The 26218-nt window shown below is 71.6% G+C and carries 25 protein-coding genes; 10 read left to right on the top strand and 15 right to left on the bottom strand.

Annotation, left to right across the window (positions count from 1 at the left end):
* Window positions 1-4: 4 nt before the first annotated feature.
* The 3 genes from ACZ7LU_RS14625 to ACZ7LU_RS14615 all read right to left on the bottom strand — a co-directional run bounded on the left by ACZ7LU_RS14625 (window position 5) and on the right by ACZ7LU_RS14615 (window position 1327).
* On the bottom strand, window positions 5-259 hold the full coding sequence (locus tag ACZ7LU_RS14625) for a hypothetical protein (RefSeq protein WP_471916842.1): 255 nt from the start codon (window positions 257-259) through the stop codon (window positions 5-7).
* Window positions 256-738 (bottom strand): sigma factor-like helix-turn-helix DNA-binding protein, encoded by a 483-nt coding sequence (locus ACZ7LU_RS14620; protein ID WP_471916841.1) that lies wholly within the window; start codon window positions 736-738, stop codon window positions 256-258. The genes ACZ7LU_RS14625 and ACZ7LU_RS14620 overlap by 4 nt, the downstream gene beginning before the upstream one ends.
* Before the next feature lie 70 nt (window positions 739-808).
* Window positions 809-1327: a MarR family winged helix-turn-helix transcriptional regulator gene (locus tag ACZ7LU_RS14615; RefSeq protein ID WP_398300623.1), complete on the bottom strand. Its 519-nt coding sequence runs from the start codon at window positions 1325-1327 to the stop codon at window positions 809-811.
* Between the two features lie 157 nt (window positions 1328-1484).
* On the opposite strand from ACZ7LU_RS14615, the gene ilvA reads away from it, so the two are divergent.
* The 3 genes from ilvA to ACZ7LU_RS14600 all read left to right on the top strand — a co-directional run bounded on the left by ilvA (window position 1485) and on the right by ACZ7LU_RS14600 (window position 4700).
* Window positions 1485-2714: a threonine ammonia-lyase gene (ilvA, locus tag ACZ7LU_RS14610; protein WP_471916840.1), complete on the top strand. Its 1230-nt coding sequence runs from the start codon at window positions 1485-1487 to the stop codon at window positions 2712-2714.
* 160 nt (window positions 2715-2874) lie between these two features.
* Window positions 2875-3852, top strand: a complete 978-nt coding sequence (locus tag ACZ7LU_RS14605; protein WP_398300627.1) for an ATP-binding cassette domain-containing protein — start codon at window positions 2875-2877, stop codon at window positions 3850-3852.
* Entirely contained in the window at window positions 3849-4700 is an 852-nt protein-coding gene (locus tag ACZ7LU_RS14600; protein ID WP_398300629.1) for an ABC transporter permease, read from the top strand. Before ACZ7LU_RS14605 ends, ACZ7LU_RS14600 begins: the two co-directional genes overlap by 4 nt.
* A 76-nt stretch (window positions 4701-4776) precedes the next feature.
* On the opposite strand, the gene greA is transcribed toward ACZ7LU_RS14600, so the two are convergent.
* Both greA and ACZ7LU_RS14590 read right to left on the bottom strand, forming a co-directional pair.
* On the bottom strand, window positions 4777-5274 hold the full coding sequence (gene greA, locus ACZ7LU_RS14595; protein ID WP_398300631.1) for a transcription elongation factor GreA: 498 nt from the start codon (window positions 5272-5274) through the stop codon (window positions 4777-4779).
* Window positions 5275-5449: 175 nt separating this feature from the next.
* Entirely contained in the window at window positions 5450-5893 is a 444-nt protein-coding gene (locus ACZ7LU_RS14590) for a DUF4307 domain-containing protein (protein ID WP_471916839.1), read from the bottom strand.
* 170 nt (window positions 5894-6063) lie between these two features.
* Between ACZ7LU_RS14590 and mca the strand changes: the two genes are divergently transcribed.
* The gene (gene mca / locus ACZ7LU_RS14585) at window positions 6064-6945 is read left to right on the top strand and encodes a mycothiol conjugate amidase Mca (protein WP_468311520.1); all 882 of its coding nucleotides are present in this window, start codon (window positions 6064-6066) and stop codon (window positions 6943-6945) included.
* A gap of 19 nt (window positions 6946-6964) precedes the next feature.
* The gene (locus ACZ7LU_RS14580; protein ID WP_398301417.1) at window positions 6965-7213 is read left to right on the top strand and encodes a hypothetical protein; all 249 of its coding nucleotides are present in this window, start codon (window positions 6965-6967) and stop codon (window positions 7211-7213) included.
* A gap of 40 nt (window positions 7214-7253) precedes the next feature.
* Here ACZ7LU_RS14580 and ACZ7LU_RS14575 read toward each other — a convergent pair whose 3' ends face one another.
* Complete coding sequence (locus ACZ7LU_RS14575) at window positions 7254-7502, bottom strand: chaplin (RefSeq protein WP_471916838.1); 249 nt, start codon at window positions 7500-7502, stop codon at window positions 7254-7256.
* A gap of 431 nt (window positions 7503-7933) precedes the next feature.
* On the opposite strand from ACZ7LU_RS14575, the gene ACZ7LU_RS14570 reads away from it, so the two are divergent.
* Complete coding sequence (locus tag ACZ7LU_RS14570; protein ID WP_471916837.1) at window positions 7934-8974, top strand: hypothetical protein; 1041 nt, start codon at window positions 7934-7936, stop codon at window positions 8972-8974.
* Between the two features lie 81 nt (window positions 8975-9055).
* Here ACZ7LU_RS14570 and ACZ7LU_RS14565 read toward each other — a convergent pair whose 3' ends face one another.
* Both ACZ7LU_RS14565 and ACZ7LU_RS14560 read right to left on the bottom strand, forming a co-directional pair.
* Window positions 9056-9295, bottom strand: a complete 240-nt coding sequence (locus ACZ7LU_RS14565) for a chaplin family protein (protein ID WP_398300640.1) — start codon at window positions 9293-9295, stop codon at window positions 9056-9058.
* 141 nt (window positions 9296-9436) lie between these two features.
* On the bottom strand, window positions 9437-12691 hold the full coding sequence (locus ACZ7LU_RS14560; protein ID WP_468556821.1) for an AAA family ATPase: 3255 nt from the start codon (window positions 12689-12691) through the stop codon (window positions 9437-9439).
* Window positions 12692-12805: 114 nt separating this feature from the next.
* On the opposite strand from ACZ7LU_RS14560, the gene ACZ7LU_RS14555 reads away from it, so the two are divergent.
* On the top strand, window positions 12806-14827 hold the full coding sequence (locus ACZ7LU_RS14555; RefSeq protein ID WP_471916836.1) for a thioredoxin domain-containing protein: 2022 nt from the start codon (window positions 12806-12808) through the stop codon (window positions 14825-14827).
* A gap of 93 nt (window positions 14828-14920) precedes the next feature.
* Here the strand turns inward: ACZ7LU_RS14555 and ACZ7LU_RS14550 are convergent, their stop codons facing one another.
* The 4 genes from ACZ7LU_RS14550 to trhA all read right to left on the bottom strand — a co-directional run bounded on the left by ACZ7LU_RS14550 (window position 14921) and on the right by trhA (window position 18715).
* Window positions 14921-15676 carry a Mut7-C RNAse domain-containing protein gene (locus ACZ7LU_RS14550; RefSeq protein WP_471916835.1) on the bottom strand — a complete coding sequence of 252 codons (756 nt, stop codon included), beginning with the start codon at window positions 15674-15676 and terminating at the stop codon, window positions 14921-14923.
* 29 nt (window positions 15677-15705) lie between these two features.
* On the bottom strand, window positions 15706-16341 hold the full coding sequence (locus ACZ7LU_RS14545) for a TetR/AcrR family transcriptional regulator (RefSeq protein ID WP_471916834.1): 636 nt from the start codon (window positions 16339-16341) through the stop codon (window positions 15706-15708).
* Between the two features lie 4 nt (window positions 16342-16345).
* On the bottom strand, window positions 16346-17863 hold the full coding sequence (locus tag ACZ7LU_RS14540) for an MFS transporter (RefSeq protein ID WP_471916833.1): 1518 nt from the start codon (window positions 17861-17863) through the stop codon (window positions 16346-16348).
* 114 nt (window positions 17864-17977) lie between these two features.
* Window positions 17978-18715, bottom strand: a complete 738-nt coding sequence (gene trhA, locus ACZ7LU_RS14535; protein ID WP_468718641.1) for a PAQR family membrane homeostasis protein TrhA — start codon at window positions 18713-18715, stop codon at window positions 17978-17980.
* Window positions 18716-19031: 316 nt separating this feature from the next.
* Between trhA and ACZ7LU_RS14530 the strand changes: the two genes are divergently transcribed.
* A complete protein-coding gene (locus ACZ7LU_RS14530) occupies window positions 19032-20891 on the top strand; it encodes a phosphoenolpyruvate carboxykinase (GTP) (protein ID WP_471916832.1) in 1860 nt (619 codons plus the stop codon).
* Window positions 20892-21121: 230 nt separating this feature from the next.
* Window positions 21122-22837 (top strand): Ig-like domain repeat protein, encoded by a 1716-nt coding sequence (locus tag ACZ7LU_RS14525; RefSeq protein WP_471917077.1) that lies wholly within the window; start codon window positions 21122-21124, stop codon window positions 22835-22837.
* Between the two features lie 75 nt (window positions 22838-22912).
* Here ACZ7LU_RS14525 and ACZ7LU_RS14520 read toward each other — a convergent pair whose 3' ends face one another.
* Both ACZ7LU_RS14520 and ACZ7LU_RS14515 read right to left on the bottom strand, forming a co-directional pair.
* Window positions 22913-23323, bottom strand: coding sequence for an SCO4983 family protein (locus tag ACZ7LU_RS14520; protein WP_468087643.1), 411 nt, complete (start codon window positions 23321-23323; stop codon window positions 22913-22915).
* Between the two features lie 81 nt (window positions 23324-23404).
* The gene (locus ACZ7LU_RS14515; protein WP_468311506.1) at window positions 23405-24616 is read right to left on the bottom strand and encodes a pyridoxal phosphate-dependent aminotransferase; all 1212 of its coding nucleotides are present in this window, start codon (window positions 24614-24616) and stop codon (window positions 23405-23407) included.
* Between the two features lie 203 nt (window positions 24617-24819).
* Here ACZ7LU_RS14515 and ACZ7LU_RS14510 point away from each other — a divergent pair, with 203 nt between their 5' ends.
* Window positions 24820-25689 (top strand): S1 family peptidase, encoded by an 870-nt coding sequence (locus ACZ7LU_RS14510; protein WP_470985548.1) that lies wholly within the window; start codon window positions 24820-24822, stop codon window positions 25687-25689.
* Between the two features lie 91 nt (window positions 25690-25780).
* Here ACZ7LU_RS14510 and ACZ7LU_RS14505 read toward each other — a convergent pair whose 3' ends face one another.
* Window positions 25781-26179, bottom strand: coding sequence for a DUF2267 domain-containing protein (locus tag ACZ7LU_RS14505; RefSeq protein WP_398300662.1), 399 nt, complete (start codon window positions 26177-26179; stop codon window positions 25781-25783).
* Window positions 26180-26218: the final 39 nt, after the last annotated feature.

Raw genomic sequence — 26218 nt, 5'->3', positions numbered from 1 at the left:
CCGGTCAGCCCCAGCGCGTCAGGGGTGGAGTCGTGTCCGACGGCGGCTCCACCCACGGCCGGGCCAGCGACGCCCACACGACGAACGCCACCGCGGCGGCGAACAGCAGGGTCCAGAACAGCCGCCGTGCCGCCCTGCGGCGCCGCAGGGCCCGGCTGCCCCGCCGCACCGCGTCGTCGAGGAGCTCGGGCGGCACGGAGGGCGCCGTGCCCTCCAGGAGGCGCCGGATCGCCTGCTCCTTGCGCTCGTACTGACTCATGAGGGCACCGCCCCGACCGGCGCCCCGGCCGGCGCGGGGCCGCGCGGCGGGTGCAGGACCGTCGCCATCGCGCGGGCGCAGATCGCCGCGACCCGGTCGGCGGGCAGGCCGAGGAGCGCCGCCGTCTGTTCCTCGGCGACGCCCTCGTACATCCGCAGGACGAGAATCAGCCGCTCCTGGGGGCTGAGCCGGGCCAGGACCCCGCCGTGGCCGCGGTGGCGCCGCCAGGCGGCGCGGCCGAAACGCAGGGCGACCTGCTGGCGGGTGCGGTCGTACGGATCCTCGCCGCGCAGCCGGTCCCACGACGCGTACGTGTGCGCGAGGGCGGCGGTCAGCAGGGCACGCGCGCGTGGGTTGTCCTCCGGGGGCTCGGCGGTGAGGAGCGTCGCGGCATGCAGGAGCCGCCCTGCCGCGCCCGCGACGAACGCCTCGAACTCCCGGGCACGGCGGGCGTTCCGCAACGCCTGCCGCTCTCGCACCGCGCCTCCCGGCCGGAGGCCACGAGCAAGCGGCCTCCGGTCTCATATGAGGCCAGACGCGGGTCCGGGGTCAAGACTCCGGAGTGGCCGGAACTTCTCCTCCGGGAGCCGGCTGTGACGTCTGCCGTGCCGAGAGGGCGGAATTGAAGCGTGTGAGGAGCGCGCAGAAGCTCTCGCGCTCCTGCGGCTCCCAGTCCTGCGTCAGCTCGGCCATCAGCTCGCGCCGCGAGGAGCGCACCTCGTCGAGCCTGGCCTGGCCGCGCGGGGAGAGCTGGAGCACCACGGCGCGGCCGTCCTCCGGGTGCGAGGTGCGCTTGACGAGCCCGGTGTCGACCAGCGGGGCGACCTGCCGGGTGACGGTCGAGGAGTCGATGCCCATGCTCGCCGCGAGCGCCTTGACGCCCATCGGGCCTTCTTTGTCGAGGCGGTTGAGCAGCAGATAGGCGGCGCGGTCCATGGAGTTGCGGACCTGTCCTACGCCGCCGAGGCGCGTCTGCTCCGCACGGCGGGCGAAGACCGCCACCTGGTGCTGCAGGCTGTCCAGGAGGGCGGGGTCGCTGGCGGTCGTCATGTCCGGAGTTGTGGGCATGGCCGGGGGCTCACTTCATGCGAGGGCAGTGGGTTGGGGGACAGGGTACGCGGCCGCGGCGCGTACCGTACCTGCGCTGCGCAAACCCACGCTCAGAACGGTCTCGTCCCTTGGTCGCCGCAGGAGGACTCGGACGCCGGCTGCAAGACTTGCCGTCATGAGCTACCGCACGCCCCACTCCTTGCCGACGGTCACCCTCGACGACGTGCGCGGCGCGCAGAAGATGCTCTCCGGAGTGGCCCGGATGACGGCCATGGAGGGCAGCAGGCACCTGTCGCAGCTGGTCGGGGCGCCGGTGCACCTCAAGTGCGAGAACCTCCAGCGGACCGGTTCCTTCAAGCTGCGCGGCGCGTACGTGCGGATCGCGGGCCTGCTCCCCGAGGAGCGCGCCGCCGGTGTCGTGGCCGCCAGCGCGGGCAACCACGCGCAGGGCGTGGCGCTGGCCTCCTCGCTCCTCGGCGTGCGCTCCACGGTCTTCATGCCGGCCGGTGCGCCGCTGCCCAAGGTCGCGGCGACGCGGGACTACGGAGCGGAGGTGCGGCTGCACGGCCAGGTGGTCGACGAGACGCTGGCCGCCGCGCAGGAGTACGCCCACGAGACGGGCGCCGTCTTCATCCACCCCTTCGACCACCCGGACATCATCGCGGGGCAGGGCACGGTCGGCCTGGAGGTCTTGGAGCAGTGCCCCGAGGTGCGCACCCTCGTCGTGGGCATCGGGGGCGGCGGCCTCGCGGCGGGCATCGCGGTCGCGGTCAAGGCGCTGCGCCCGGACGTGAAGCTGGTGGGCGTGCAGGCGGCGGGGGCCGCGGCCTATCCGCCCTCGCTTGCCGTGGGGCGCCCGGTGTCGATCGGCGACCCCGCGACGATGGCGGACGGCATCAAGGTCGGCCGCCCCGGCGACGTACCGTTCCAGCTGGTCGAGGAGCTGGTCGACGAGGTCGTCACGGTCTCCGAGGACGAGCTCTCCAGCGCCCTGCTGCTCTGCCTGGAGAGGGCCAAGATGGTGGTGGAGCCGGCCGGTGCGAGCCCGGTCGCGGCCCTGCTCAGCGACCCGAAGGCGTTCGAGGGGCCGGTGGTGGCGCTGCTGTCCGGCGGGAACGTGGACCCGCTCCTGATGCAGCGCATCCTGCGCCAGGGCATGGCGGCGGCGGGCCGCTACCTCTCGCTGCGGCTGCGCCTGACGGACCGCCCCGGCGCGCTCGCCACGCTGCTCGGGGTGCTGTCGGAGGCGGACGCCAACGTCCTCGACGTGAGCCACGTGCGCACCGACCCCCGGCTCGGGATCACCGAGGCCGAGGTGGAGGTCCACCTGGAGACGAAGGGCCCCGAGCACTGCACCGAGGTGGGAACGGCCCTGCGGGGGGCGGGTTACACGGTCATCGGCTGAAGCTCCCCCTCCGGGACCATCTTTCGAAAATGAGGTGAGCCGACGCGATGTATCGCGTTACGGTGTGCTCTGCGTCACCCGTCGTCGGGCGTACGAAGTCCGGCAAACCTAAGCTTTCCGTAGAAAGTCACCGGAAGTCACCCACACCAGGGGGAATCTCATGCCAGGCGCCATCTACGCCGAAGGTCTGGTGAAGACCTTCGGCGACGTACGTGCTCTGGACGGCGTCGATCTGGATGTCCCGGAAGGCACCGTGCTCGGCCTCCTGGGGCCGAACGGCGCGGGCAAGACCACGGCGGTCCGCTGCCTGACGACACTGCTCACCCCGGACAGCGGCAAGGCGGTCGTCGCGGGCATAGACGTCCTCAAGCATCCGAACGAAGTGCGGCGTTCGATCGGCCTCTCCGGCCAGTTCGCCGCCGTGGACGAGTATCTGACAGGCCGTGAGAACCTCCAGATGGTCGGCCAGCTCTATCAGATGAAGGCCAAGGAGGCGAAGGCAAGGGCGGGCGAACTGCTCGACCGGTTCAACCTCGCCGACGCCGCCGACCGCCCCTCCAAGACGTACTCCGGAGGCATGCGCCGCCGCCTCGACCTCGCCGCCGCGCTCGTCGTCTCGCCGCCCGTGATGTTCATGGACGAGCCGACCACCGGCCTGGACCCGCGCAACCGCCAGCAGCTGTGGGAGGTCATCCAGGAACTCGTCTCGGGCGGTACGACACTGCTCCTGACCACGCAGTACCTCGAAGAGGCCGACCACCTCGCGCACGACATCTGCGTCGTCGACCACGGCCGCGTCATCGCCCGCGGCACCTCCGACCAGCTCAAGGCCCAGACCGGCGGCGAGCGCGTCGAGGTCGTCGTGCACGACCGCGAGCACATCGCCACCGCCTCCGAGGTGCTGCGCGGCTTCGGCAAGGGCGAGGTCGCCGTCGCCGAGCACACCCGCAAGCTGACCGTCCCCGTCGCCGGTGGCGCCAAGCTGCTCGCCGAGGTCATCCGCGAGCTGGACACCCGCGGCATCGAGATCGACGACATCGGCCTGCGCCGCCCGACCCTCGACGACGTCTTCATCTCCCTCACCGGGCACGTCGCCGAGCTGGCCGACGAGGGCAACGGAAAGGAGACCGGCAAGTGAGCACCGTCACCGACACCGCGCGCACGGCGGCCCCCAGGCCCGCCGGCGGCATCGGCCAGTCCGTCAGGGACTCCTTGGTGGTTGCCAAGCGCAACTTGATCCGTATGTCCCGAATTCCCGAAATGGTCATTTTCGGCCTTATTCAGCCGATCATGTTCGTGGTGCTGTTCAGCTATGTGTTCGGCGGCTCCATGATGATCGGCAACAGCACCGATCCGGCGGACTACCGCAACTTCCTGATGGCGGGCATCTTCGCGCAGACCGTCACCTTCGCGACCGCGGGCGCGGGCGCCGGCATCGCCGACGACATGCACAAGGGCCTCATCGACCGCTTCCGCTCCCTGCCCATGGCGCGCGGCGCGGTCCTCACCGGCCGCACCATCGCCGACCTCGTGCAGACCGCGCTGACCCTCCTGGTCCTCGCGATCGTGGCGGTCCTCGTCGGCTGGCGCATCCACGAGGGGATCGGCAAGGCCCTCGGCGCCTTCGGCCTGCTGCTCCTGCTGGGGTACGCGTTCACCTGGGTCGGAGCGCTCATCGGTCTCTCGGTCCGCACTCCGGAGGCGGCGACTTCGGGTGGCCTGATCTGGCTCTTCCCGGTCACCTTCATCTCGAACGCGTTCGTGGACTCCAGCAAGATGACGCCCTGGCTGCGGCATGTCGCGGACTGGAACCCCTTCAGCGCGACCGTCCAGGCCTGCCGCGAGCTCTTCGGCAATCCCGGGGTGTCCCCGTCCGACGCCTGGCCGATGCAGCACCCGGTCTGGGCCTCGGTGATCTACTCGGTCCTGATCATCCTGATCTTCCGCACCCTGTCGGTCCGCAAGTACCGCTCGGCGACGGCCTGAGCGCACATGACCGAGCCCCCGGCACCGCGATTCAGGGTGCCGGGGGCTCGGTCGTGTGCGGAGCTCTGGGAGCGCGCTAGGCCGCGTACGGCTTCGCGGCGAGGATCTTCACGGAGGCGAACTTGCCGTTCGGCAGTTCGTACTGCGCGTTCTCGCCGATCTTCTTGCCGTTCACGCCGGTGCCCAGCGGGGACTGCGGCGAGTACGTCTCGATGTCGCCGCTCGCGTACTCACGGGAGGCGAGCAGGAAGGTCAGCGTGTCGTCCTCGTCGCCGTCGAAGGCGATGGTGACGACCATGCCGGGCTCCACGACCCCGTCGTCGGCCGGCGCCTCGCCGACCCGTGCGGTCTCCAGGAGCTGGGTGAGCTGGCGGACGCGGAGCTCCTGCTTGCCCTGCTCCTCCTTGGCCGCGTGGTACCCGCCGTTCTCCCGCAGGTCGCCCTCCTCGCGCGCCGCGGCGATCTTGGCCGCGATCTCGGTGCGCGCAGGACCAGACAGGTACTCCAGCTCGGCCTTGAGCTGGTTGTACGCCTCCTGGGTCAGCCAGGTGACGTTCTCGCTGGTCTGGGTCACAGGTGCTCCTCGTAGGTACTGGGAATACAAAGCATCGCCCTACCCAGAAGGATGTTCCTTCACGGGTGGGCGAAACCACGAGCCTAACAATTCAGGCGCCCAAGGGGGAGGACATAAGCCATCAGATTTGCGTCAACGCAGGTGAGCGCGGTAAACGCCGGAATGTCGCCCGATGTCAGTCGGAGTGGCAGCCCAGCAGCTCGACGCTGGTGGCCCTACTTGTCGTACGCAGAGTGACGACCTTGTCGATACGGTCCGTGCGCTGGTCGAAGCGGAAGTCCGCGCGGCCGACCTCGGCGCCGGACTCCGCCTGTGAGCGCAGGGTGCAGTAGCCCCGGGCGTCCGAGTCCTTGCGGACTTCCAGATGAGCCTCGACGGACCGGTCGGACACGACGTCGAACTTGATGACCTCGGCGCTGACCTTCGTACCGTTGACGTAGTCGTAGCCGAACCAGCCGACGACACCGAGCAGCAGCACGCCGAGCACCGAGCCGACGATCTTCAGCTTGCGGTCGGCGGCCTCGTCGGCCGTGCGGGAGCGGCCGTACCGCCCCTCGGGAACACCCTTGGAGGAGCCCTCGGAAGGCCCTTCGGGGAGCTTCGAGCCCACCGCCGCCATGATCGTCCTCCAGGAACAGTGGATGCCGGAATTTTCCGCCCCCCGGTTCCGTCACTATAGAAGCCTCCCGCCCGCCACCCGACCGCCGCCCCTCATCGACGCCCCTGCGGGGCGGCACCTGTTCAACGCGCCGGATCACCGAGGGCGCCCGATTACTTGAGGATCGAGTCTTGACTGAGCAGCTTCGACTGATGGCCGTGCACGCCCACCCCGACGACGAGTCGAGCAAGGGCGCGGCCACCATGGCCAAGTACGTGTCCGAGGGGGTGGACGTGCTCGTCGTGACCTGCACGGGCGGGGAGCGCGGCGACATCCTCAACCCCAAGCTCCAGGGTGACGCCTACATCCAGGAGAACATCCACGAGGTGCGCAAGAAGGAGATGGACGAGGCGCGCGAGATCCTCGGCGTCAAGCAGGAGTGGCTCGGCTTCGTCGACTCGGGGCTCCCCGAGGGCGACCCGCTGCCGCCGCTGCCCGAGGGCTGTTTCGCCCTGGAGGACCTCGACAAGGCCGCCGGCGAGCTGGTGCGCCAGATCCGCGCCTTCCGTCCGCAGGTCATCACGACGTACGACGAGAACGGCGGATATCCGCACCCCGACCACATCATGACCCACAAGATCACGATGGTGGCCTTCGACGGTGCCGCGGACGCCGAGAAGTACCCGGAGAGCGAGTTCGGCCCGGTCTTCCAGCCGCAGAAGCTCTACTACAACCAGGGCTTCAACCGCCCGCGCACCGAGGCGCTGCACCACGCGATGCTCGACCGCGGCCTGGAGTCGCCGTACGGGGACTGGCTGAAGCGCTGGGACGAGTTCGAGCGGGTCGAGCGCACGCTGACCACGCACGTTCCGTGCGCCGACTTCTTCGAGATCCGTGACAAGGCCCTGATCGCACACGCCACGCAGATCGACCCCGACGGCGGATGGTTCCGGGTGCCAATGGAGATCCAGAAGGAGGTCTGGCCCACGGAGGAGTACGAGCTCGCGAAGTCGCTCGTCGATACATCCCTCCCCGAGGACGACCTCTTTGCGGGCATCCGCGACAATGCCTAGCGTGAACGCACATCTGGCAATGACGCATCTCGTCCCTCTTGCCAAGGAGGTCGACGACGACAAGGTGACTCCGGGTGTCCTGGGCTTCATCGTCTTCGCGGTGATGGCCCTGGCCGTCTGGGGCCTGATGAAGTCGATGAACCGGCACATGCGGAAGGTCGACTTCAAGGAGCCGGCGGAGACGGAGTCCGCGGAGAAGGAGCCGGTCGGCGCGGCGGCGGGCGAGGACGCGGGCGCCGTGCGGCGGGAGTCCGACAGCGGGAAGTAGAGAAGTGCCCCGTCGTGTCAGCGCGCGACGGGGCGGTGGGCTACTTCGAGACGCAGGTGTTGCCGGCCGCCGGGTTGAGGAGGCCGATGACGTTCACGGTGTTGCCGCACGCGTTGACGGACAGGTCGACGGGCACCTGGACGACATTGCCGCTGAGGACGCCGGGGGAGTTCTTGGCCTTGCCGTGGGCGACCGCGCCGGGCGAGGAGTCGGCGGTGGCGGCGCCGGTGCCGCCGATGACGGTGGCCGTGACGAGGGCCGCGGTGATGAGGATCGAGCGCGTGCGCATGGGTGCCTCTCTGCACAGAAGAACGGACCCCACAGATGTCACCGGCCCGGCCCGCGGGCAAAACGATCGTGGGCCGTATGCCGGAGCGGAGCCGCCCGTCCGTGGGCACCGGCGGCGAGCGGTCCCCCCATCTCCTCAGTGATCGAGTACGTGCCGCCGGGCGGCTTCTCCAGTGGCGGGGCGCATGAAGCGTGCATAGAACGGGATACACGCTCACGCGCGGGGCGAGGACGTCCCGCTGAAATGGAGAAGAGAAGATGGCCGCTGAGTCATTCTCTGCCGCCGCTGGGGATTCTTCCGGTACCGGCGAACCTCTGGTTTCGACGTCGGTTCACTGGGGCACCGCGCAGCTCGGCGCCCCACCGCGTGACCAGCCCGCCCCGTGGCCCCGGACGGCAGACCCCACAGCCGACCCGACACCCGACCCGACCGTGGACGGAGCCGTCGAGCTCGACCGCGAGGCCGTCCCCCCGGACCCGCCCCCGTACGACGTCGACGACGGACCCCCGGCCCAGGTGGTGCCGGAGACCGACGAGGGCGCGGTCGCGGACCTCATACGCGTCGCCGTGGTGTCCAGGCCGCTGGACGACGTCGTCGACCTCGTCACCCGCCTGGAGCAGTCGCCGACCGGCATGCCGACCGCGGCCTCGGTGCTCCGCCTGGCCGCCGTCGCCCGGTCCGTCGACGACGTCACCCGGCTGGTGGAGCTGCTCGGTCCGCCCGAGCACCCCGCCGAGCCCATGAACCAGGCCATCCGGCACGCCGCCGAGGAACGCCCCATTCCGGAGGTGAGCCGGCTCGTCCACCTGCTGTCCCGGCCCCCGCACGATCCGCACAGCGGCGCCGAGGTGGTGCACGCCGCCGGTACGACCAGGTCCGTCGAGGAGCTGATGCAGCTGATCGGCAACCTGAAGGAGCACAGGAACGCCGACGCCGAGGCCGACGCCGAAGCGGCCGCAGAAGCCGCGGCCGCCGGAACCGCGGGCACGGCGGCCACGACGGCCGGCGAAGCCGTCCGGTCCTCGTCCGGCACGGTCCCCGGCGCGGCGCCGCTCGCCGCGCGGGACAGCGCACGCCTCGTCTGGCTGCGCCGCGCGGCAGGCGTGCTCCTGCTGCTCTGTGCGGCCGCTCATTTCCCGCTGAACTGGTCGGACGCGCCGAGCCTCGGCCTGCCGGCCGCGATCGCCGTCTCGGCGGTCTGCGCGGCGGCGGGCGTGGCCCTGTTCCTGAGCGGGTCGCCGCTCGTGGCCGTGGCGAGCACCCTCGTCGCGGGCGGGCTGACGCTCGGCCATCTCGTGGACGGCCGGGTCGACTCCACGACCCTCAGGTACGTCCTGCGGCCCGACGGGGTGACCGCACCCCTCCCGACCCTGTCGGCGGCGGTCGCGACGCTGGCCTCCCTGCTGGTCGTGGCGCTCACCGTCGCCGCCCTCAGGGCCGCCGCCGGACGGTACCCGGCGCCGCCCCGATGACCGGCAGCCGATGACCGGCAAGTGACAGGCAAGAAGGAAGGCCCCGCACCGGCGGGGCCTTCCTCATGTGTGCGTCGACCGTCAGTTGGTCTTGCAGTGGTTGCCGGTCGCGGGGTTGAGCACTCCGACGATGTCGATCGTGTTGCCGCAGATCGGGACGTCGACGTCGACCGGGACCTGGACCGCGTTTCCGCTGATGATGCCGGGGGAGTTGGAGACCTCCGCGTTGACCGGGTCGGGGTCGGCGACGGCCGCGCCGGCACCGCCGATCACGGTGACGGCGGCGAAGGCGGCTGTGGTGAGGATGGAGCGAGTACGCATGAATACCTCTTCGTAGGAGGAGAAGCGGACTCTGCGAGCGTCACCCGGGCCGGTTCACCGCGACAGCGGTCGTAGGCCGACAGTAGGAATAATGACCTCTTTCGTGTCATTTCGGCTGAAGTCCGATTCTGTAGCGTCGGCTCAGCTCGGCCGGGGCACGTCGACCCCCATCACCTCCCGCGCATGCCGGCTCGGCACCATGCCGAGCCGCCACGCCTGCCAGCCCGTCTCCAGCTCGGCTCCCCGCTCCAGGAGCAGGCCGTACGCCTGGACGTACTCGGCGAGCTTGCCGTCCCGGGTCGGATGGCCGGCCCGGGCCAGCTGGCCGAGCTCCTCCTGGGCGACCGCCGTGCCGATCTCCCAGCCGCCCGGCGACGCGTACGGCAGCAGGGTGCAGCGCAGGAAGCGGGCCCAGTCGCCGCCGCGCCGGTCGCCGTAGGAGGCGAAGAGCTCGATGGCCTCGTCGCACAGGGCGAGCGCCTGCTGGCTGCGGTTGTTGCCCGCGTCGACGACGACCAGCTCCAGACACGTCCAGGCCTCGCCGTGCGCGACGCCGATGCGCTGGAAGTCGGCGCGGGCGTCCACGAGGAGCTGGCGGGCGAAGCCGGAATTGCGCAGCGAACCCGTCTGGGCGGCCCGCTGGTCGCGGGTCACGCGCGCGGAGTGGTGCCGGGCGCACGCCAGGCCGTACACGTCCCGCATCCGGGAGAACATCGTGCGGGCCCGCTCCAGCTCCCGCACCGCCTGGTCCAGGCTGCCGGTCTCCTCCAGGGCCTGGCCGAGGTAGTACAGCGACCAGGCCTCGCCGCGCGCGTCGTCGTTGTCGCGGTGCCGGGACACCGCGTGGCGCAGCCCGTCGACGGCGGGGGACGGGTCGCCGTCCACCAGGCGGGCCCGCGCCAACTGCGTGAGCGCCCAGGCCTCGCCGCGCGCGTCACGCGTGCGGCCGTACAGATCGAGGGCGGTCCGCAGCTCGCCCTCCGCGCGCGGGACGTCACCCATGCGCAGGCAGAGCTGCCCGAGCTGGAAGTGCGTCCAGGCCTCGCCGTGCACAGAGCCGCTGTCACGGTGCAGCGCGAGCGCCGTCTCCAGCATGCCGAGGGCGTGCGCCAGGTGGGCGCGGTCCCGCTCGACGGCGGCCAGCGCGTGCAGCGTCCAGGCGCGGTCGCCCGCCAGCTCGTCGGCGGCCTGCAGGTCGAGGGCCTCCGTGAGGCGGGCCGCCGCCTCCGTCAGGTTGCCCTGGTGGTGCAGGGTGATGCCGAGGGAGCCGAGGGCGCGGGCGGCGGCCGCGTCCTGGTGGGCCTCGAAGTACAGGTCGACGACGGAGTTCAGCGTCGTGCGGGACTGGTCGAGCTCGCCGAGCTGACGGGCCGCGATGCCCGTGCGCCACTGCACGCTGCGGCCGAGCAGGCCCTGGTCGATGGCCTGCGTCAGTTCGTTGATCTCGCCGAGGCGGTAGAGGTCGCCGCGCAGCAGGCAGTAGTCGCACAGCGCGCCGAGGAGGTTGAGCACGGCCCGCTGGTCGACGCCCTCCGCGTGCCGCAGGGACGCCGTGATGAACGTCGACTCGTCGTCGAGCCAGCGCAGGGCCGCGTCGAGCGAGGCGAAACCGTGCTGCCCGAACTGGTTGGCGCGCGTGGACGTCTTGCCGTCGACCAGCCGGATCACCGTGTCGGCCAGCTCTCCATAGCTGGCGATGAGGCGCTCCTGCGCGGCGGTGCGCTCGGCGGCCTCCTCCTCGTCCAGGAGGCGGGCCCTGGCGAAGGAGCGGACGAGGTCGTGCAGGCGGTAGCGGCAGGCCGGGGCCTCGGGGGCCTCACCGGTCCCGTTCCGGGGGCGGGGGCGGTCGAGCAGGCCCGCGCGGGACAGCGCGGTCAGCTGCCGGGCCGCCTCCTCCTCGTCCGTGCCGAGCAGCGCCGCCGCGGCGGCCGTGCCCAGCGAGGCGCGCCCCGCGAGCGCGAGCCGGCGCAGCAGCCGCCGGGCCGGTTCCGGCTGGTCGGAGTAGCGCAGCCACAGGACACGCTCGACAGGACCGACCTTGTCGGCGGGGCCGTACGCCGACAGGTCGGCGGCCAGCTGACGCGGCGTCCGCGGACCGAGCGAGGAGCCCGCGGCGCGCAGCGCCAGCGGCAGCCCGCCGCACAACTCCCGCACCGCGTCCGCCGATTCGGCGTCGTAGGGACCGGAGAGGTCCTCCGCGGACTCGCGGAGCAGCTCCTCGGCACCCGCCTCGTCCAGTGCGTCGACCGGCAGCCGGTGCACCCACGCGGGCAGGTCCGCGGGCAGCTCCAAGGGCTCGCGGGCGGTGACCAGGACGAGGCTGTCCGAGCGCTCCGGGACCAGCGTGCGGACCTGCTCGGCGTCGCCGGCGTCGTCGAGGACGATCGTCACCGCGACGCCCGTCAGATACTGGTGATAGAGCTCGCTGAGCCGCTTGAGCTGCTGCTCCTGCGAGGACCGCTCCCGGAAGAGCAGCTGCTCGCGCGGAGCGCCCAATCGGTTCAGCAGATGCATCAGGGCGTCGCGCGTGGACATCGGGGACTCCTGCGGGCTGTCGCCGCGCAGGTCCACCACGCAGGCGCCGCGGAACTGGTCCCGCAGGTCGTGCGCCGCCCGCACCGCCAGCGAGGTCCGCCCGGAGCCCGGCGCGCCGTGCAGCACGACGACCGTGGGCCGGGTGTCGGTGCTGGCGCGCGCCGCGTGCACCCACCGCGCGATCTGCCCCAGCTCGGCCCGCCGGCCCACGAAGGGCGCCGCGGTCTCCGGGAGTTGCGCGAAGGACTGCTGCAGCACGCTGCGCCGCCGGGCCGCCGCGCTCTTGTCCGTGCCGCGCAGCTGGGGCGCCGACTTCTTCGCCGCGTGCGAGCCGGTCGATGCGGCGAGTACCCGCTGCTGGTCGAGGAAGGGCCGGATGCCGCGCACCTCCAGGGCCGTCAGCCACTGCAGCCGCAGCTGCTCGGGCCCGCCGGGCCTGCTGAGCTCACCCGCGCGGCGGCTCGCCGCGGGCACGTGGGAGGCCGTCACCTTCACGACCGTCGCCGCCGCGCCCGCCACGGCGACGACCGCGCCGGTCCCGAGCGCCGTGCCGACGCTCGTGCCGAACGACAGGTCGGACACCCCCGCCGCGAGCGCCGCAACCACCGCCACGAGCAGCGGAGTTCCGGCGCCCTCCTTCGCGTACCGCTGCGCGAAAGTGAGCCGGCCCGCCTCCGCCTCGTCGAGCGCTCCGGTGTACGCCGTGTACTCCTCGGCGGCCGTCTGCGCCATGGCGTCCAGCGCGCCGCGCGCCCGCGAGAGCAGTACGCTCCCGTCGACGCGCCCGCCCGACCGCCGGACCTCCTCCTCCACGGCCCGTGCCAACAGCCGCTCGGCCTCGGCCCGATGGCTGTCCCGCATATGGGTTCCCCCTCCGAGAGCAACAGTTGCCTGCGGTCACAAGTGTCCTGCGTACGGGGCCCCGGCGCGAGGGCGTCCGCCGATCGGGGCCCGGTGTGCGCGAGGATGGGCACCATGCCGAACCGACTGGCCCATGAGACGTCCCCCTATCTCCTTCAGCACGCCGACAACCCCGTCGACTGGTGGCCCTGGTCGGCCGAGGCCTTCGAGGAGGCGCGCGAGCGTGGAGTGCCGGTGCTGCTGAGCGTGGGCTACAGCAGCTGCCACTGGTGCCACGTCATGGCGCACGAGTCCTTCGAGGACGAGGCGACGGCCGCGCTCATGAACGAGAAGTTCGTGAACATCAAGGTCGACCGGGAGGAGCGGCCCGACATCGACGCCGTCTACATGGAGGCCGTGCAGGCCGCGACGGGCCAGGGCGGCTGGCCCATGACCGTCTTTCTCACCGCAGACGCCGAGCCCTTCTACTTCGGCACGTACTTCCCGCCGGAGCCCCGGCACGGCATGCCGTCGTTCCCGCAGGTCCTGGACGGCGTCCACCGGGCGTGGACGGACCGGCGCGGCGAGGTCGCCGAGGTCGCCGGGAAGATCGTGCGGGACCTCGGCGAGCGGCAGCTCACCCACGGCTCGGGCGAGAAGCCCGGCGAGGACGAGCTCGCGCAGGCGCTGCTCGGCCTGACCCGGGACTACGACGCGACGCACGGCGGGTTCGGCGGCGCGCCGAAGTTCCCGCCGTCCATGGCGGTCGAGTTCCTGCTGCGGCACTACGGCCGCACGGGCGCGGAGGGCGCGCTGCAGATGGCCGCCGACACGTGCGAGCGGATGGCGCGCGGCGGCATCTACGACCAGCTCGGCGGCGGCTTCGCGCGCTACTCCGTGGACCGCGAGTGGGTCGTGCCGCACTTCGAGAAGATGCTGTACGACAACGCGCTGCTGTGCCGCGCCTACGCCCACCTGTGGCGGGCCACCGGCTCCGAGCTCGCGCGCCGGGTCGCCCTGGAGACCGCGGACTTCATGGTCCGCGAACTCCGCACGAACGAGGGCGGTTTCGCCTCCGCCCTCGACGCGGACAGCGAGGACCCGGCGACGGGCGCGCATGTCGAGGGCGCGTACTACGTGTGGACGCCGGGGCAGCTGCGGGAGGTCCTGGGGGAGGACGACGCGGAGCTGGCGATGACCTGCTTCGGCGTGACGGAGGAGGGCACGTTCGAGAAGGGCGCGTCGGTCCTCCAACTCCCGGTCCAGGACGGCCCGGTGGCGGACGCCTCCCGTCTCGCCTCCATCCGGGAGCGGCTCCTCGCGGCGCGCGCCGAGCGGCCCGCGCCCGGCCGGGACGACAAGGTGGTCGCCGCCTGGAACGGCCTCGCGATCGCCGCGCTCGCGGAGGTCGGCGCGTACTTCGACCGGCCCGACCTGATCGCGGCCGCCGTCGCCGCGGGCGATCTTCTCGTACGTCTCCACATGGACCCGCGCGCACGGATCGCCCGCACCTCCAAGGACGGCCAGGTGGGGGCCAACGCGGGCGTCCTCGAGGACTACGCGGATGTGGCGGAGGGCTTCCTCGCGCTGGCCGGGGTCACCGGTGAGGGGGTCTGGCTGGAGTTCGCCGGTTTCCTCCTCGACCACGTCCTCGCGCAGTTCGTGGACGCGGAGAGCGGCGCGCTGTACGACACGGCGGCGGACGCGGAGCGGCTCATCCGGCGCCCGCAGGACCCCACGGACAACGCGGCGCCGTCCGGCTGGACGGCCGCCGCGGGCGCGCTCCTGTCCTACGCGGCCCACACCGGCGCCGAGCCGCACCGCACCGCCGCGGAGCGGGCCCTCGGCATCGTCAAGGCACTCGGCCCCCGCGTGCCGCGCTTCATCGGCCACGGCCTCGCGGTCGCGGAGGCGGCGCTGGACGGGCCGCGCGAGGTGGCCGTCGTGGGCGACGTCCTCGGCGACCTGCACCGCACGGCGCTGCTCGGCACCGCGCCCGGCGCCGTCGTCGCGGCCGGCCCGGCGGGCAGCACGGAACTCCCCCTGCTCGCGGACCGCCCCCTGGTCGACGGCCGCCCGACGGCGTACGTCTGCCGCGGCTTCGTCTGCACGGCCCCGACGACGGACCCGGCGGAACTGGCGGGGCTGCTCTCCTAGACCGCCTGCACCGTCAGGCCGCCCTCGCGTCAGGCCGCCTTGCCGTGGGGCGGGCGGTCTGACGGTGGCGCGGGCGTTCGAGCCGGAGGGTGTCTAGGCCGTCCGCGCCGCGGACCGGTGCTCCGGTGTGCCGAATTCCGCCATCGCCCGCTCCACGATGTCCTCCAGGCGGTCGTGGTGGGCGCCCCGCCAGAACACGCGGTCGCAGCTCTCGCACTGGGCGAAGACGTCGTACGTGCCGCGGGTGCCGCCCTCCAGGAGGTCCGCGACCTCCTCCTTCGTGGCCGACCGGAGCGTGCCGTTGCAGGCGCTGCAGCGGGTCCAGGGGCGCAGCTCGGGGGCGAAGCGGCCGAGGACGTCGCAGAGTTGGTCGTCGGGGCGGTCGCTGTAGACGTACGCCCCGGCCCACAGCTCGCGGCGGCGCAGCAGCCCGCGGTCGCGGCTCAGCAGCACGCGCCGCTCGGCCGCCGAGCGCGCGGCGAGGGCCGGGTCGCCGATGTCCGTGCTCTCGTACGCCGCGTCGACGCCGAGCAGCCGCAAGCGGCGGGCCAGCGTGCCGAGATGGACGTCGAGGAGGAAGCGGAGCGGGGCGCCCGGCACCGGCTGCGGGCGCGTCACCGCGCGCACGGTCACCGTCTCGCCCGCCGCGGGCACGTGTCCGGCGGCGACCCCGCGGCCGTCCACCACGAGCGCGCCGACCTCCGTCAGCGGGACGCCGAGCGACTCGACGACGTGCCCGAGCGTGGACACCCCGTCCGTGACGGCCGCGGTGGGTCCGCCCCGGCGTGTCTGCGGGACGAAAATCCCCAGCTCGGGGGCGAAACTGATGGAGATCTCCGGACCGTTCATGCCGTCAGGATGGCATGCCGGGCCGGGCGTCACCGGGAATTTCCCGCCTCCGGGAACCCGTGCGCCAGCATGTCGAGGGTCCGGTCCACGAGCACGGTCAGGTCGTCCTTGTGGTCGTGCTCCGCCCAGTACGCGGCGGTCTCGGTGAGCGCGCCGATCAGCCCCATCGCGAAGGTCCGCACCTCCAGCTCGTCCGCGTCCCGGCCGGTGCGCTCCGCGATGACGCGGCGCAGGATGCCGCCGGTGACCGACATGCTCTCCAGCATCCGGGAGCGCACGGCGGGCACCTCGATCATCAGCTTCGTCCGCAGCCGCGACACCTCGGGCTCCTCCGCGTGACCGAGGCCGACGGCCCGTCGCAGCACGTGCCGCAGGGACTCCACGATCGGCTCGTCGGCGGGACGCTCCCGCAGCTCCTGCTCCAGGAGCGGGTCGAACTCGTCGGTGAGGACGATGTCCTCCTTGGTCGGGAAGTAGCGGAAGACGGTGGAGGGGGAGACCTCCGACGCCTCCGCGATCTGCTCGACCGTCGTCGCCTCGTACCCCTGGGCCCGGATCAGCCGGTACGTCGCCTCACGGATCGCGAGGCGGGTCTTGAGCTTCTTGCGCTCACGGAGCCCCGGCCGGGGGGCGCCCGTGGGGGCGGAGATACGTGCGGCCGTCATGACCTCATTGTCGGGCATCGGCCCCGGTCCTGGGCAGGAGCGCGGCGACGAACAGCGCGGTCACCAGGGCGGCGACTCCGCTGACCAGCAGGACGAGGCCCATGCCGTGGAGGTACGCGGAGTTCGCGGACTCGACGAGCCCCGGCGCCCCGGTCCGTTCCGCGACCCCGTGCGCGGCGACCACCGAGTCACCGGCGGCGTCGGCCGCGGGCCCCGGCAGGCCGCCGGTGTCGAGCTGGTCGGTGTAGGCCCCGGCGAGCAGCGAGCCGAGCAGCGCGATCCCGAGGGCGCCGCCCACCTGTCGTACCGTCATGAGCAGCCCCGAGCCGGAGCCCGCGCGCTCCACGGGCAGCGCGCCGAGCGCCGAGTCCATGGCCGGCACGATCGCGCAGCCGAAGCCGAGGCCGGCGATCGAGAGCCACAGCGCGGTGAAACCGTAACCGCTGTCGACGTCCGTGCGGCTGCCCAGTATCGCGGCGAAGGCGAGGACGACGAGCCCGCCGCTGATCACCGCCCGCGCCCCGAAGCGCCGCACGACCGGCTCCGCGCCCTTCGCGGCGACGAGGAGACCGCCCATCATCGGCAGCATCCGCACACCGGTGCCGAAGGCGTCGTTGCCGAGGACGGCCTGGAGGTACTGCGGCAGCACGAACATCAGGCCGGACAGCACGAACATCACCAGCGTCGCCGCCACCGTGTTCAGGAAGAAGCCGCGGTTGCGCAGCAGCGACATGTCGAGCATGGGCCGCGTCATCCTGCGCTCCCGCAGCACGAGCGCGGCCACGAGGAGGGCGGCGCCGGCCAGCGTCGCGACGACCAGCGGGTCGCCCCAGCCGCGCCCCGGCGCCTCGATGACGCCGTAGACGAGGGCGCCGAGGCCGGCGGCGGTCAGGGCGGTGGAGACGACGTCGACCCTCGGGGCGGCGGGGTCGCTGGTCTCGGGGAGCAGGAACAGGCAGGCGGTGAGGCCGATCGCGACCATGGGGACGTTGATCAGGAAGATCGAGCCCCACCAGAAGTGGTCGAGGAGCCAGCCGCCGACGATCGGCCCGAGCGGCGCGCCGAGCGCGGAGGCGGCCGAGACGATGCCGACGGCCTTGGTCTGCTCGCCGGGCCCGAAGAGGGCGGGCAGCACGGCCATGGCGAGCGGCATGACGAGGGCGCCGCCCACGCCCATGACGGCACGGGCCACGACGATCAGTGAGACGTCGTCGGCGAGCGTGCCGAGCAGCGAGCCGCCCAGAAAGATCCCGAGCCCGGTCATCAGCATCCTGCGGCGTCCGAAGCGGTCGCCGAGGAGGCCGGCGGGAAGCATGAGGGCGGCGAAGACCACCACGTAGGCGTCCGCCATCCCCTGCTGCTCGCCCGTGCTCGCGCCGAGCTGCTCGGCCATCGTCGGCAGCGCGACGTTGAGGATCGTCATGTCGAAGCCGAGCACGAGCATGCTCGCGACCAGGGCGGCGAGGGCCCACCAGCGGCGCGGGTCCTGCCGCACGGCAGCGGTATCAGTGACAGTCACCATGAAATGAGAGTAGCTCTCAAAAGATGCACACTGTCAACATCGGAAACCGTCCCGGGCATGAAAAAAGTGGCCGCGACTCGGAAGCCGCGGCCACTGAAGTGGAGAGGGGGAACGTCAGCCGTGCTGGTAGGCCACCAGGGAGATGCCCACGTAGTGCACGGCGAAGGCCGCCAGGGTCAGCGAGTGGAAGACCTCGTGGAAGCCGAAGAAGCGGGGGGAGGGGTTCGGGCGCTTGATGCCGTAGATCACGCCGCCCACGCTGTAGAGCACGCCGCCGACGATGACCAGGACGAGCACCGCCACGCCGCCCGTGCGCATGAAGTCCGGCAGGAAGAAGACGGCGGCCCAGCCCATCGCGATGTAGCACGGGGTGTAGAGCCAGCGTGGGGCGCCGACCCAGAAGACCCGGAAGGCGATGCCGGCGACGGCCGCCCCCCAGATGCCCCACATCAGCCACCGCCCCTTCGCGTCGGGGAGCAGCAGCAGGGTCAGCGGGGTGTAGGTGCCCGCGATGATCAGGAAGATGTTGGCGTGGTCGAGCCGGCGCAGGACGCCGTCGGCTCTCGGGCTCCAGTTCCCCCGGTGGTAGAGCGCGCTCACGCCGAACAGCAGGCACGCCGTCAGGGCGAAGATGCCGCAGGCGAGGCGGCCGCGGGAGGAGTCCGCGAGCGCGGTGAGCACCAGGCCCGCGACCACCACCGCGGGGAACATGCCCGCGTGCAGCCAGCCGCGCATCTTCGGCTTCACGGGGAGCGGCATGGAGTCCGGGGACGGGACGAGGGAGGGGTTGTCGGAGCCTGCCGAGGGGTCGTCCGCGGGCTGCGGGATCGCTTCGGGGACGTGAGCGGTCATGTGCCGCATCGTACCTACGGGCCCGTAAGTCCGGAATCAAGCGGTGGCTTCTCGGCCAGAGGGGGACGGTTCCGCGCCAGAAGGGGACGGTTCCGCGTCAGAAGGGACGGAACCGCGCCCTCGCACCCGTACCCGTACAAGTGGCGATGCTCACGCCGCTCAGGTGTGAAGCCCTCTGGACAGATGCGCGCGGGCGTCGGATGATCAAATGAGTGCGGTCGGCACCGGATGAGCGCCAAAGTACGTCCACGTGAAGCGTCCGGGTCGCAGCCCCCACGGGGCATACATCCTGAAAACCCCTCGATTAGGAGCAATCGTGGCGCGCGACATCGCGGCTCCCCTGTCCTTGGGCACTGCCCCGACCAACCACCGGGAGCTCGTCTCCTGGGTCAACGAGATCGCCGAACTGACGCAGCCCGACCGCGTCGTCTGGTGCGACGGATCCGAGGCCGAGTACGAGCGCCTGTGCGAGGAGCTCGTCGCCAAGGGCACGTTCAAGAAGCTCGATCCGACTCTGCGCCCGAACTCGTACTACGCGGCCTCCGACCCGACCGACGTCGCGCGCGTCGAGGACCGCACCTTCATCTGCTCCGAGAAGGAGGAGGACGCGGGCCCGACCAACCACTGGAAGGCCCCCGCGGAGATGCGGGAGATCTTCCGCGGCAAGGACGAGCAGGGCGGCGTCTTCCGCGGCTCCATGCGCGGCCGCACCATGTACGTCGTGCCCTTCTGCATGGGCCCGGTCGGCTCGCCGCTGTCCGCGATCGGCGTCGAGATCACCGACTCGGCGTACGTCGCCGTGTCCATGCGCACCATGACCCGGATGGGTCAGCACGTCCTGGACGAGCTCGGCGACGACGGCTTCTTCGTGAAGGCCGTCCACACGCTCGGCGCGCCCCTCCAGGAGGGCGAGGCCGACGTCCCGTGGCCCTGCAACACCACGAAGTACATCTCGCACTTCCCCGAGGACCGCGAGATCTGGTCGTACGGCTCGGGCTACGGCGGCAACGCCCTGCTCGGCAAGAAGTGCTACGCCCTGCGCATCGCCTCCGTCATGGCCCGCGACGAGGGCTGGCTCGCCGAGCACATGCTGATCCTGAAGCTCACGCCCCCGCGGGGCGAGAGCAAGTACGTCGCGGCCGCCTTCCCGTCCGCCTGCGGCAAGACGAACCTCGCCATGCTGGAGCCGACGATCTCCGGCTGGACCGTCGAGACCATCGGCGACGACATCGCCTGGATGCGCTTCGGCGAGGACGGCCGGCTCTACGCGATCAACCCCGAGGCCGGCTTCTTCGGCGTCGCGCCCGGCACCGGCGAGCACACCAACGCCAACGCCATGAAGACGCTGTGGGGCAACTCCGTCTTCACGAACGTCGCGCTGACGGACGACGGCGACGTCTGGTGGGAGGGGATGACGGAGGAGACCCCGGCGCACCTCACGGACTGGAAGGGCAACGACTGGACGCCGGAGTCCGCCCGCGAAGCAAATGGATACCGTCCGGCCGCGCACCCCAACGCCCGCTTCACCACGCCCGCCTCGCAGTGCCCGATCATCGCGCCCGAGTGGGAGGACCCCAAGGGCGTGCCGATCTCGGCGATCCTCTTCGGCGGCCGGCGTGCCAGCGCGGTGCCGCTGGTGACGGAGTCCTTCAACTGGCAGCACGGCGTCTTCCTCGGCGCGAACGTCGCCTCCGAGAAGACCGCCGCCGCCGAGGGCAAGGTCGGCGAGCTGCGCCGCGACCCCTTCGCCATGCTGCCGTTCTGCGGCTACAACATGGGCGACTACATGGCCCACTGGGTCAAGGTCGGCGCGGACAAGGACCAGTCCAAGCTGCCGAAGATCTACTACGTGAACTGGTTCCGGAAGAACGCGGACGGCAAGTTCGTGTGGCCCGGCTTCGGTGAGAACTCCCGCGTCCTCAAGTGGATCGTGGAGCGCCTCGACGGGAAGGCCGAGGGCGTCGAGACCCCCATCGGCATCCTGCCGACGGTCGACTCGCTGGACACCGACGGCCTCGACCTGGCCAAGGACGACCTGGAGTTCCTGCTCACGGTCGACAAGGAGGTCTGGCGCGAGGAGGCCTCCCTGGTCCCCGAGCACCTGAACACCTTCGGCGACCACACGCCCAAGGAGCTGTGGGACGAGTACCACGCGCTGGTGGAGCGTCTCGGCTGACGTTCCGCTTGACGTCTCCCGCGCATCCCGGAGGGGCCCCGCACAACGGCGTGCGGGGCCCCTCCGCGTGTCCGCACGCGTCCCCGCCCACCGGTCCTCGCAACTTATACACCTTGCCTTCACACGGATCTCACATGTTTCAATGACCCCCACGGGGGCCGGTGATCGTCACGGGCCGTCAAAACAGCCTGTGGGGGGCCAAGTTGAAGAAGACTCAGCGGTTGAGACGCGTGACGGGCGCGGCGGTCGTGGCGGCACTCGGCTCGGCCGGGCTCGTCGCGGCGGGCACGCCCGCGGCGCACGCCGCCACCGCGTCGGACGAGGTCGTGAAGCTGCCGATCTCCTCGTACTCGGCGATCGCCGTGGACTCCGCGCACGAGCGGGTCTACGTCTCGGACAACAACCGCGGCAACTGGGACAACAAGGGCGTCATCGCCGTCTACGACTTCGAGGGGCACCTCGTCTCCAAGATGACCACCGACACCCGCGTGTCGGGCCTCGCCCTGAGCGCGGACGGCAACACGCTCTACACCGGCGAGCGCGCCAGGATCGTGACGTACGACGCGACCACGCTCAAGCCGACCGTGGTCTCCAACGCGTACGAGGAGACCTGCGGCCGCGAGGTGGCCGTCACCGGCGACAAGGCCTGGTGGACGACCCAGTCCGGTTCCTACGTGTCCGACTGCCCCGAGACGCGGAGCGACCTGGACGGCCTGGTCGGCGGCGTCCACGGCCGGACCGGCTGGAACGCCAAGGGCAGGCTCGCCCTGGAGGCCGCCCCGGGCGACACGAAGCGGTTCTTCATGGGCCAGGAGCCCAGCTCCACGGAGAAGGACCCGTTCCTGGCCGCCTTCGACGCCGAGGGCGACAATCCCGTGCGCGACGCCGTGCGCCGCTTCGGCGACAGCGAGGGCAAGGGGGCGCTGCGGCTGAAGGACCTGGCGGTCAGCGCCGACGGCAAGCGGGTGGCGGTCGCGGACGCCGCGTACGGCACCCGGCTCCTGAACGCCGGTGACCTGTCGGACGCCGGCACGCCCTACCAGGCGCTGCCCGAGGGGGCCACGTCCTCCGCGGTGGCGTTCAGCGGCGACGGGAAGTACGTGGCGCGCGGTGCGGCCGCCACCGGGAGCACCGCCGATCTGCTGGTGCAGCCAGCCGATCCGGCGGACGGGGTGACGCCGTTCGAGTTCGCCTTCGAGGGGCCGCTCGACGGCGACCGTGTCGTGCCGCGCGGTCTCGACTGGTCGAAGGACGGGAAGCGGCTGTTCGCCGTCACCGCCAACGCCGCGGGCCACGAATACTGGCTGCACATCATCCAGCCGCCCGCCGCGCAGTACGACTCGCGCTTCACCGGCACGCTCGGCACCACACCGTCGAAGCCCGTGGTCGGTGAACCCCTCGGCATCCGCGGCAGGCTGGAGCTCGACGGGCCCGCGCCCACGGAGCCCGTGAAGGTCGCCGCGGTCCGCAAGGACGCCGACGGCACGCAGGAGGTGGCGGCGGCCAAGGTCGCGGCCGACGGCAGCTTCACCGTCCTCGACGTGCCGGACCGGCTCGGCGAGGCGACGTACACGCTGCGGTTCCTCGGCGACGTCACGCACCGACCGGCCGAGGACGTCACGGTCACGGTGGACGTGGCCAAGGCCCCGACGGCGGTCGAGCTGACCGCGCCCGCCGAGGCGACCCGTGCGGGCGGCGTCGAGATCACCGGCAGGCTGACCGGCCAGGGCCGCGCGCTGCCGTCCGGCATCGCTCTGAAGGTGACGCGGACCGACCGGTTCGGCACGACGGGTGAACTGACGTCCGCGCCGGTCGCGGCCGACGGCACGTTCAAGCTCAGGGACCTGCCGAACAAGCGGGGCAGGACGGTCTACGAGGTGAGCTACGAGGGCGACGCGCTGCACGAGGGCTCGGCCGCCCGGGCCACCGTGAGGATCACCGGCTAGGCGGCGGGTACTCCCAGCCGCCGCCAGGTTGGTGGCGCCCGGTCCGCGGCCTTCCCGGCCGCGGACCGGGGCCGATCAGGGGGCGCCGACCAGGCGCGTGGCGTCCGCGTGGGCGTCCATGCGCCCGGCGGCCAGGATCGCCGCCGCGGTGTCGGCGCGGGAGGCCGCCACGACCAGGGCGCGGCCCGCGAGGGCGTGGGCGCGCTGGTGCAGGGCGGAGAGGTGGGGTTCGTGGATTGCGGCTGCGACCGCGGACCTGGGCGGGAGCGCGCCGCCCCGCAGCCGCGCCACCTGGTGCGCCAGTTGCTCTGCGGCGTCGTCCAGGTCGGCGGACGGGGTCAGGGCGCGCAGCTCGTCCGTGACCGCGAGCAGGGCGGCGAGGTGTCCGGCGAGCTGGATGTCCAGCTCCTCCTCGCGGGAGCGGTGGGGGTAGCCCGCGTCGTCGGCCATGGAGTGGACCGACTTGGTGCGGATCGGCTCATACATGGGACGGCCTCCAGACGGTTGCTTGAAAGCCATCCTAGCTTAGATCCTGTCTAAAGTTGAGTCGGTCCCAATACCGGTGGGTCACGGCTGGCTGTAGCCGTCCAGGAAGGTGCCGATCCGGGTGACCGCCTCCGCGAGGTCCGGCGCGGTCGGCAGCGTCACGACGCGGAAGTGATCGGGCTCGGGCCAGTTGAAGCCCGTGCCGTGCACGACCATGATCTTCTCGGCCCTCAGCAGGTCGAGGACCAGCTGCCGGTCGTCCTTGATCTTGAAGACCTTCGGGTCGAGCCGCGGGAAGAGGTAGAGCGACCCCTTCGGCTTCACACAGCTCACGCCGGGGATCTGCGTCAGCAGGTCGTACGCGGTGTCGCGCTGCTCCAGGAGCCGGCCGCCCGGCAGGACGAGGTCGTTGATCGTCTGCCGTCCGCTGAGCGCGGCGACGACGCCGTGCTGGCCCGGCATGTTCGCGCAGAGGCGCATGTTGGCGAGGATCGTCAGGCCCTCGATGTACGAGGAGGCGTGCGCCTTCGGGCCCGAGATCGCCACCCAGCCGACGCGGTAGCCCGCCACGCGGTACGCCTTCGACATGCCGTTGAACGTGAGGGTCAGCAGGTCGGGGGCGATGGCGGCGGTCGGCGTGTGCGTCGCGCCGTCGTACAGGATCTTGTCGTAGATCTCGTCCGAGCAGACCAGGAGGTTGTGCCTGCGGGCGATGTCGGTGAGGCCGCGGAGCATCGCTTCGTCGTAGACCGCGCCGGTCGGGTTGTTCGGGTTGATGATCACGAGCGCCTTGGTGCGGTCGGTGATCTTGCGCTCGATGTCGACGAGGTCCGGCATCCAGTCCGACTGCTCGTCGCAGCGGTAGTGCACGGCGGTGCCGCCGGAGAGCGAGACGGCCGCGGTCCACAGCGGATAGTCCGGCGCCGGTACGAGGACCTCGTCGCCGTCGTCGAGCAGGCCCTGCATGGCCATCACGATGAGCTCGGAGACGCCGTTGCCGATGAAGACGTGCTCGACGTCGGTCTCGATGCCCAGGGTCTGGTTGTGCATGACGACCGCGCGGCGGGCGGCCAGGAGGCCCTTCGCGTCGCCGTAGCCGTGTGCGTCGCCGACGTTGCGGAGGATGTCCTCCAGGATCTCCGGCGGGCACTCGAAGCCGAAGGCCGCGGGGTTGCCGGTGTTGAGCTTGAGGATGCGGTGTCCGGCCGCCTCCAGCCGCATCGCCTCCTCCAGCACGGGGCCGCGGATCTCGTAACAGACGTTGGAGAGCTTCGTCGACTGGATGACCTGCATGTCCGCGAGCTTACGGCCGGGTAGGACGTGCCGCTTCGTGTTTTCGGACACAAGAGGGGCGCGCGGGGGCGCTGGGGGAGCGTCCTGTCAGCGGTCGGTTGTGTCCGTTCGCGGTCTTGTCCTCGCGGCCCGGTACCTCAACAATGCGCATGACAAAACCGAAAGAACTTCGGTCACTCAGTCATTCAGAGGGGACCCCCCACATGAAGAAGCCTCTCGTCGGTGTGTGCTTCGCCGCTCTGATACTCGGAGCGACGGCGGCACCAGCGGCGGCCGTCGGCAACGAACCACCCGCCGCACCGAAGGCCGCGGCCGAGGTCAAGGCCAAGGCCGTCAACTTCGCGGGCACGGTGGCGCTCAGCAACTGCTCCGGATCCGTGGTCCGCGTGCCCTCCTCGCAGCCCGGCGACCCGGCGCTCGTCCTGTCCAACGGGCACTGCCTGGAGGGCGGCTTCCCCGCGCCGGGCCAGGTCATCGTCAACAAGGCGTCGTCCCGCAGCTTCACCCTGCTCAACGCCTCCGGAGGCAACGCGGGAACGGTCCGGGCCAGCAAGATCGCGTACGGCACGATGACCGACACGGACATGTCGCTGTACCAACTCACCAGCACCTACCGGGACATCGAGAGCCGGTACGGCATCAAGGCGCTGGAGCTGAACGCGGCGCGGCCCGAGCAGGGCCGGGCGATCACCGTCGCGTCCGGCTACTGGAAGAGGCTGTACAAGTGCAACATCGACGGCTTCGCCTACCGCCTCAAGGAGGGGAGCTGGACCTGGAAGGACTCCGTCCGCTACACCCCCGCCTGTCAGACGATCGGCGGCACCTCGGGCTCCCCGGTGATCGACGACGCGACCGGCAAGGTCGTCGCCGTGAACAACACCGGCAACGAGAGCGGCGGCAGGTGCACGGACAACAACCCCTGCGAGGTCGACGAGAACGGCAACGTCACGGTCCGCGAGGGCATCAACTACGCCCAGCAGACCTACTGGATCGTGCCCTGCGTCGGCGCGGGCAACAAGATCGACCTGAGCCGCGCGGGCTGTCAGCTGCCGAAGCCCGCCGGGGTCAAGTAGCCGCAGTCATGGGCTGAGCCACCGCGGCCGCGGGTGCCGCCCGGAAGCCCCGTTCACCGGGATCTCCGGGCGGCACCCGTGCGTCAGGCCCTCAGGCGGCCGGTGCCAGCTCGGCCCGGCCGAACAGCAGGGCGTAGCCGGCCGGCAGCAGGCAGAGCAGGCGGTCGACGAGGTCCGCGTCGACCGTCTGCGCCACGGCGGTGAGGACGGAGCTGACGTCCCATCGGGCGGTCGCCGGCGTGGCGCCCTCCAGGTTCAGCGCCACGCTCTCGACGAACTCCGCGGCCGTGAGCGGCCGCACGGCGGGAATCCGGTCGGCGATCAGCCTCGCCGCCTCCGGGGGCAACTGCCGCGCCAGGTCGACGCGTTCGTCCCCGATGACGTGGCCGCCGAGGGCGGCCAGCACGACGCGCGTCACGCGCTCGGCCTCCGCGGCGCTCGCGTACTGGCCGGTCTCCCTTACCGTCTCGATGAGTTCGCTCCACCCCATCGTGCCCTTCTCCTCCGTTTCGTCGAATCGTTCGCGTCG

This window comes from Streptomyces sp. NPDC039462, from assembly GCF_055639375.1.
The sequence above is the reverse complement of the archived record's forward strand: the minus strand, read 5'-3'. Positions and strand labels throughout refer to the sequence as shown.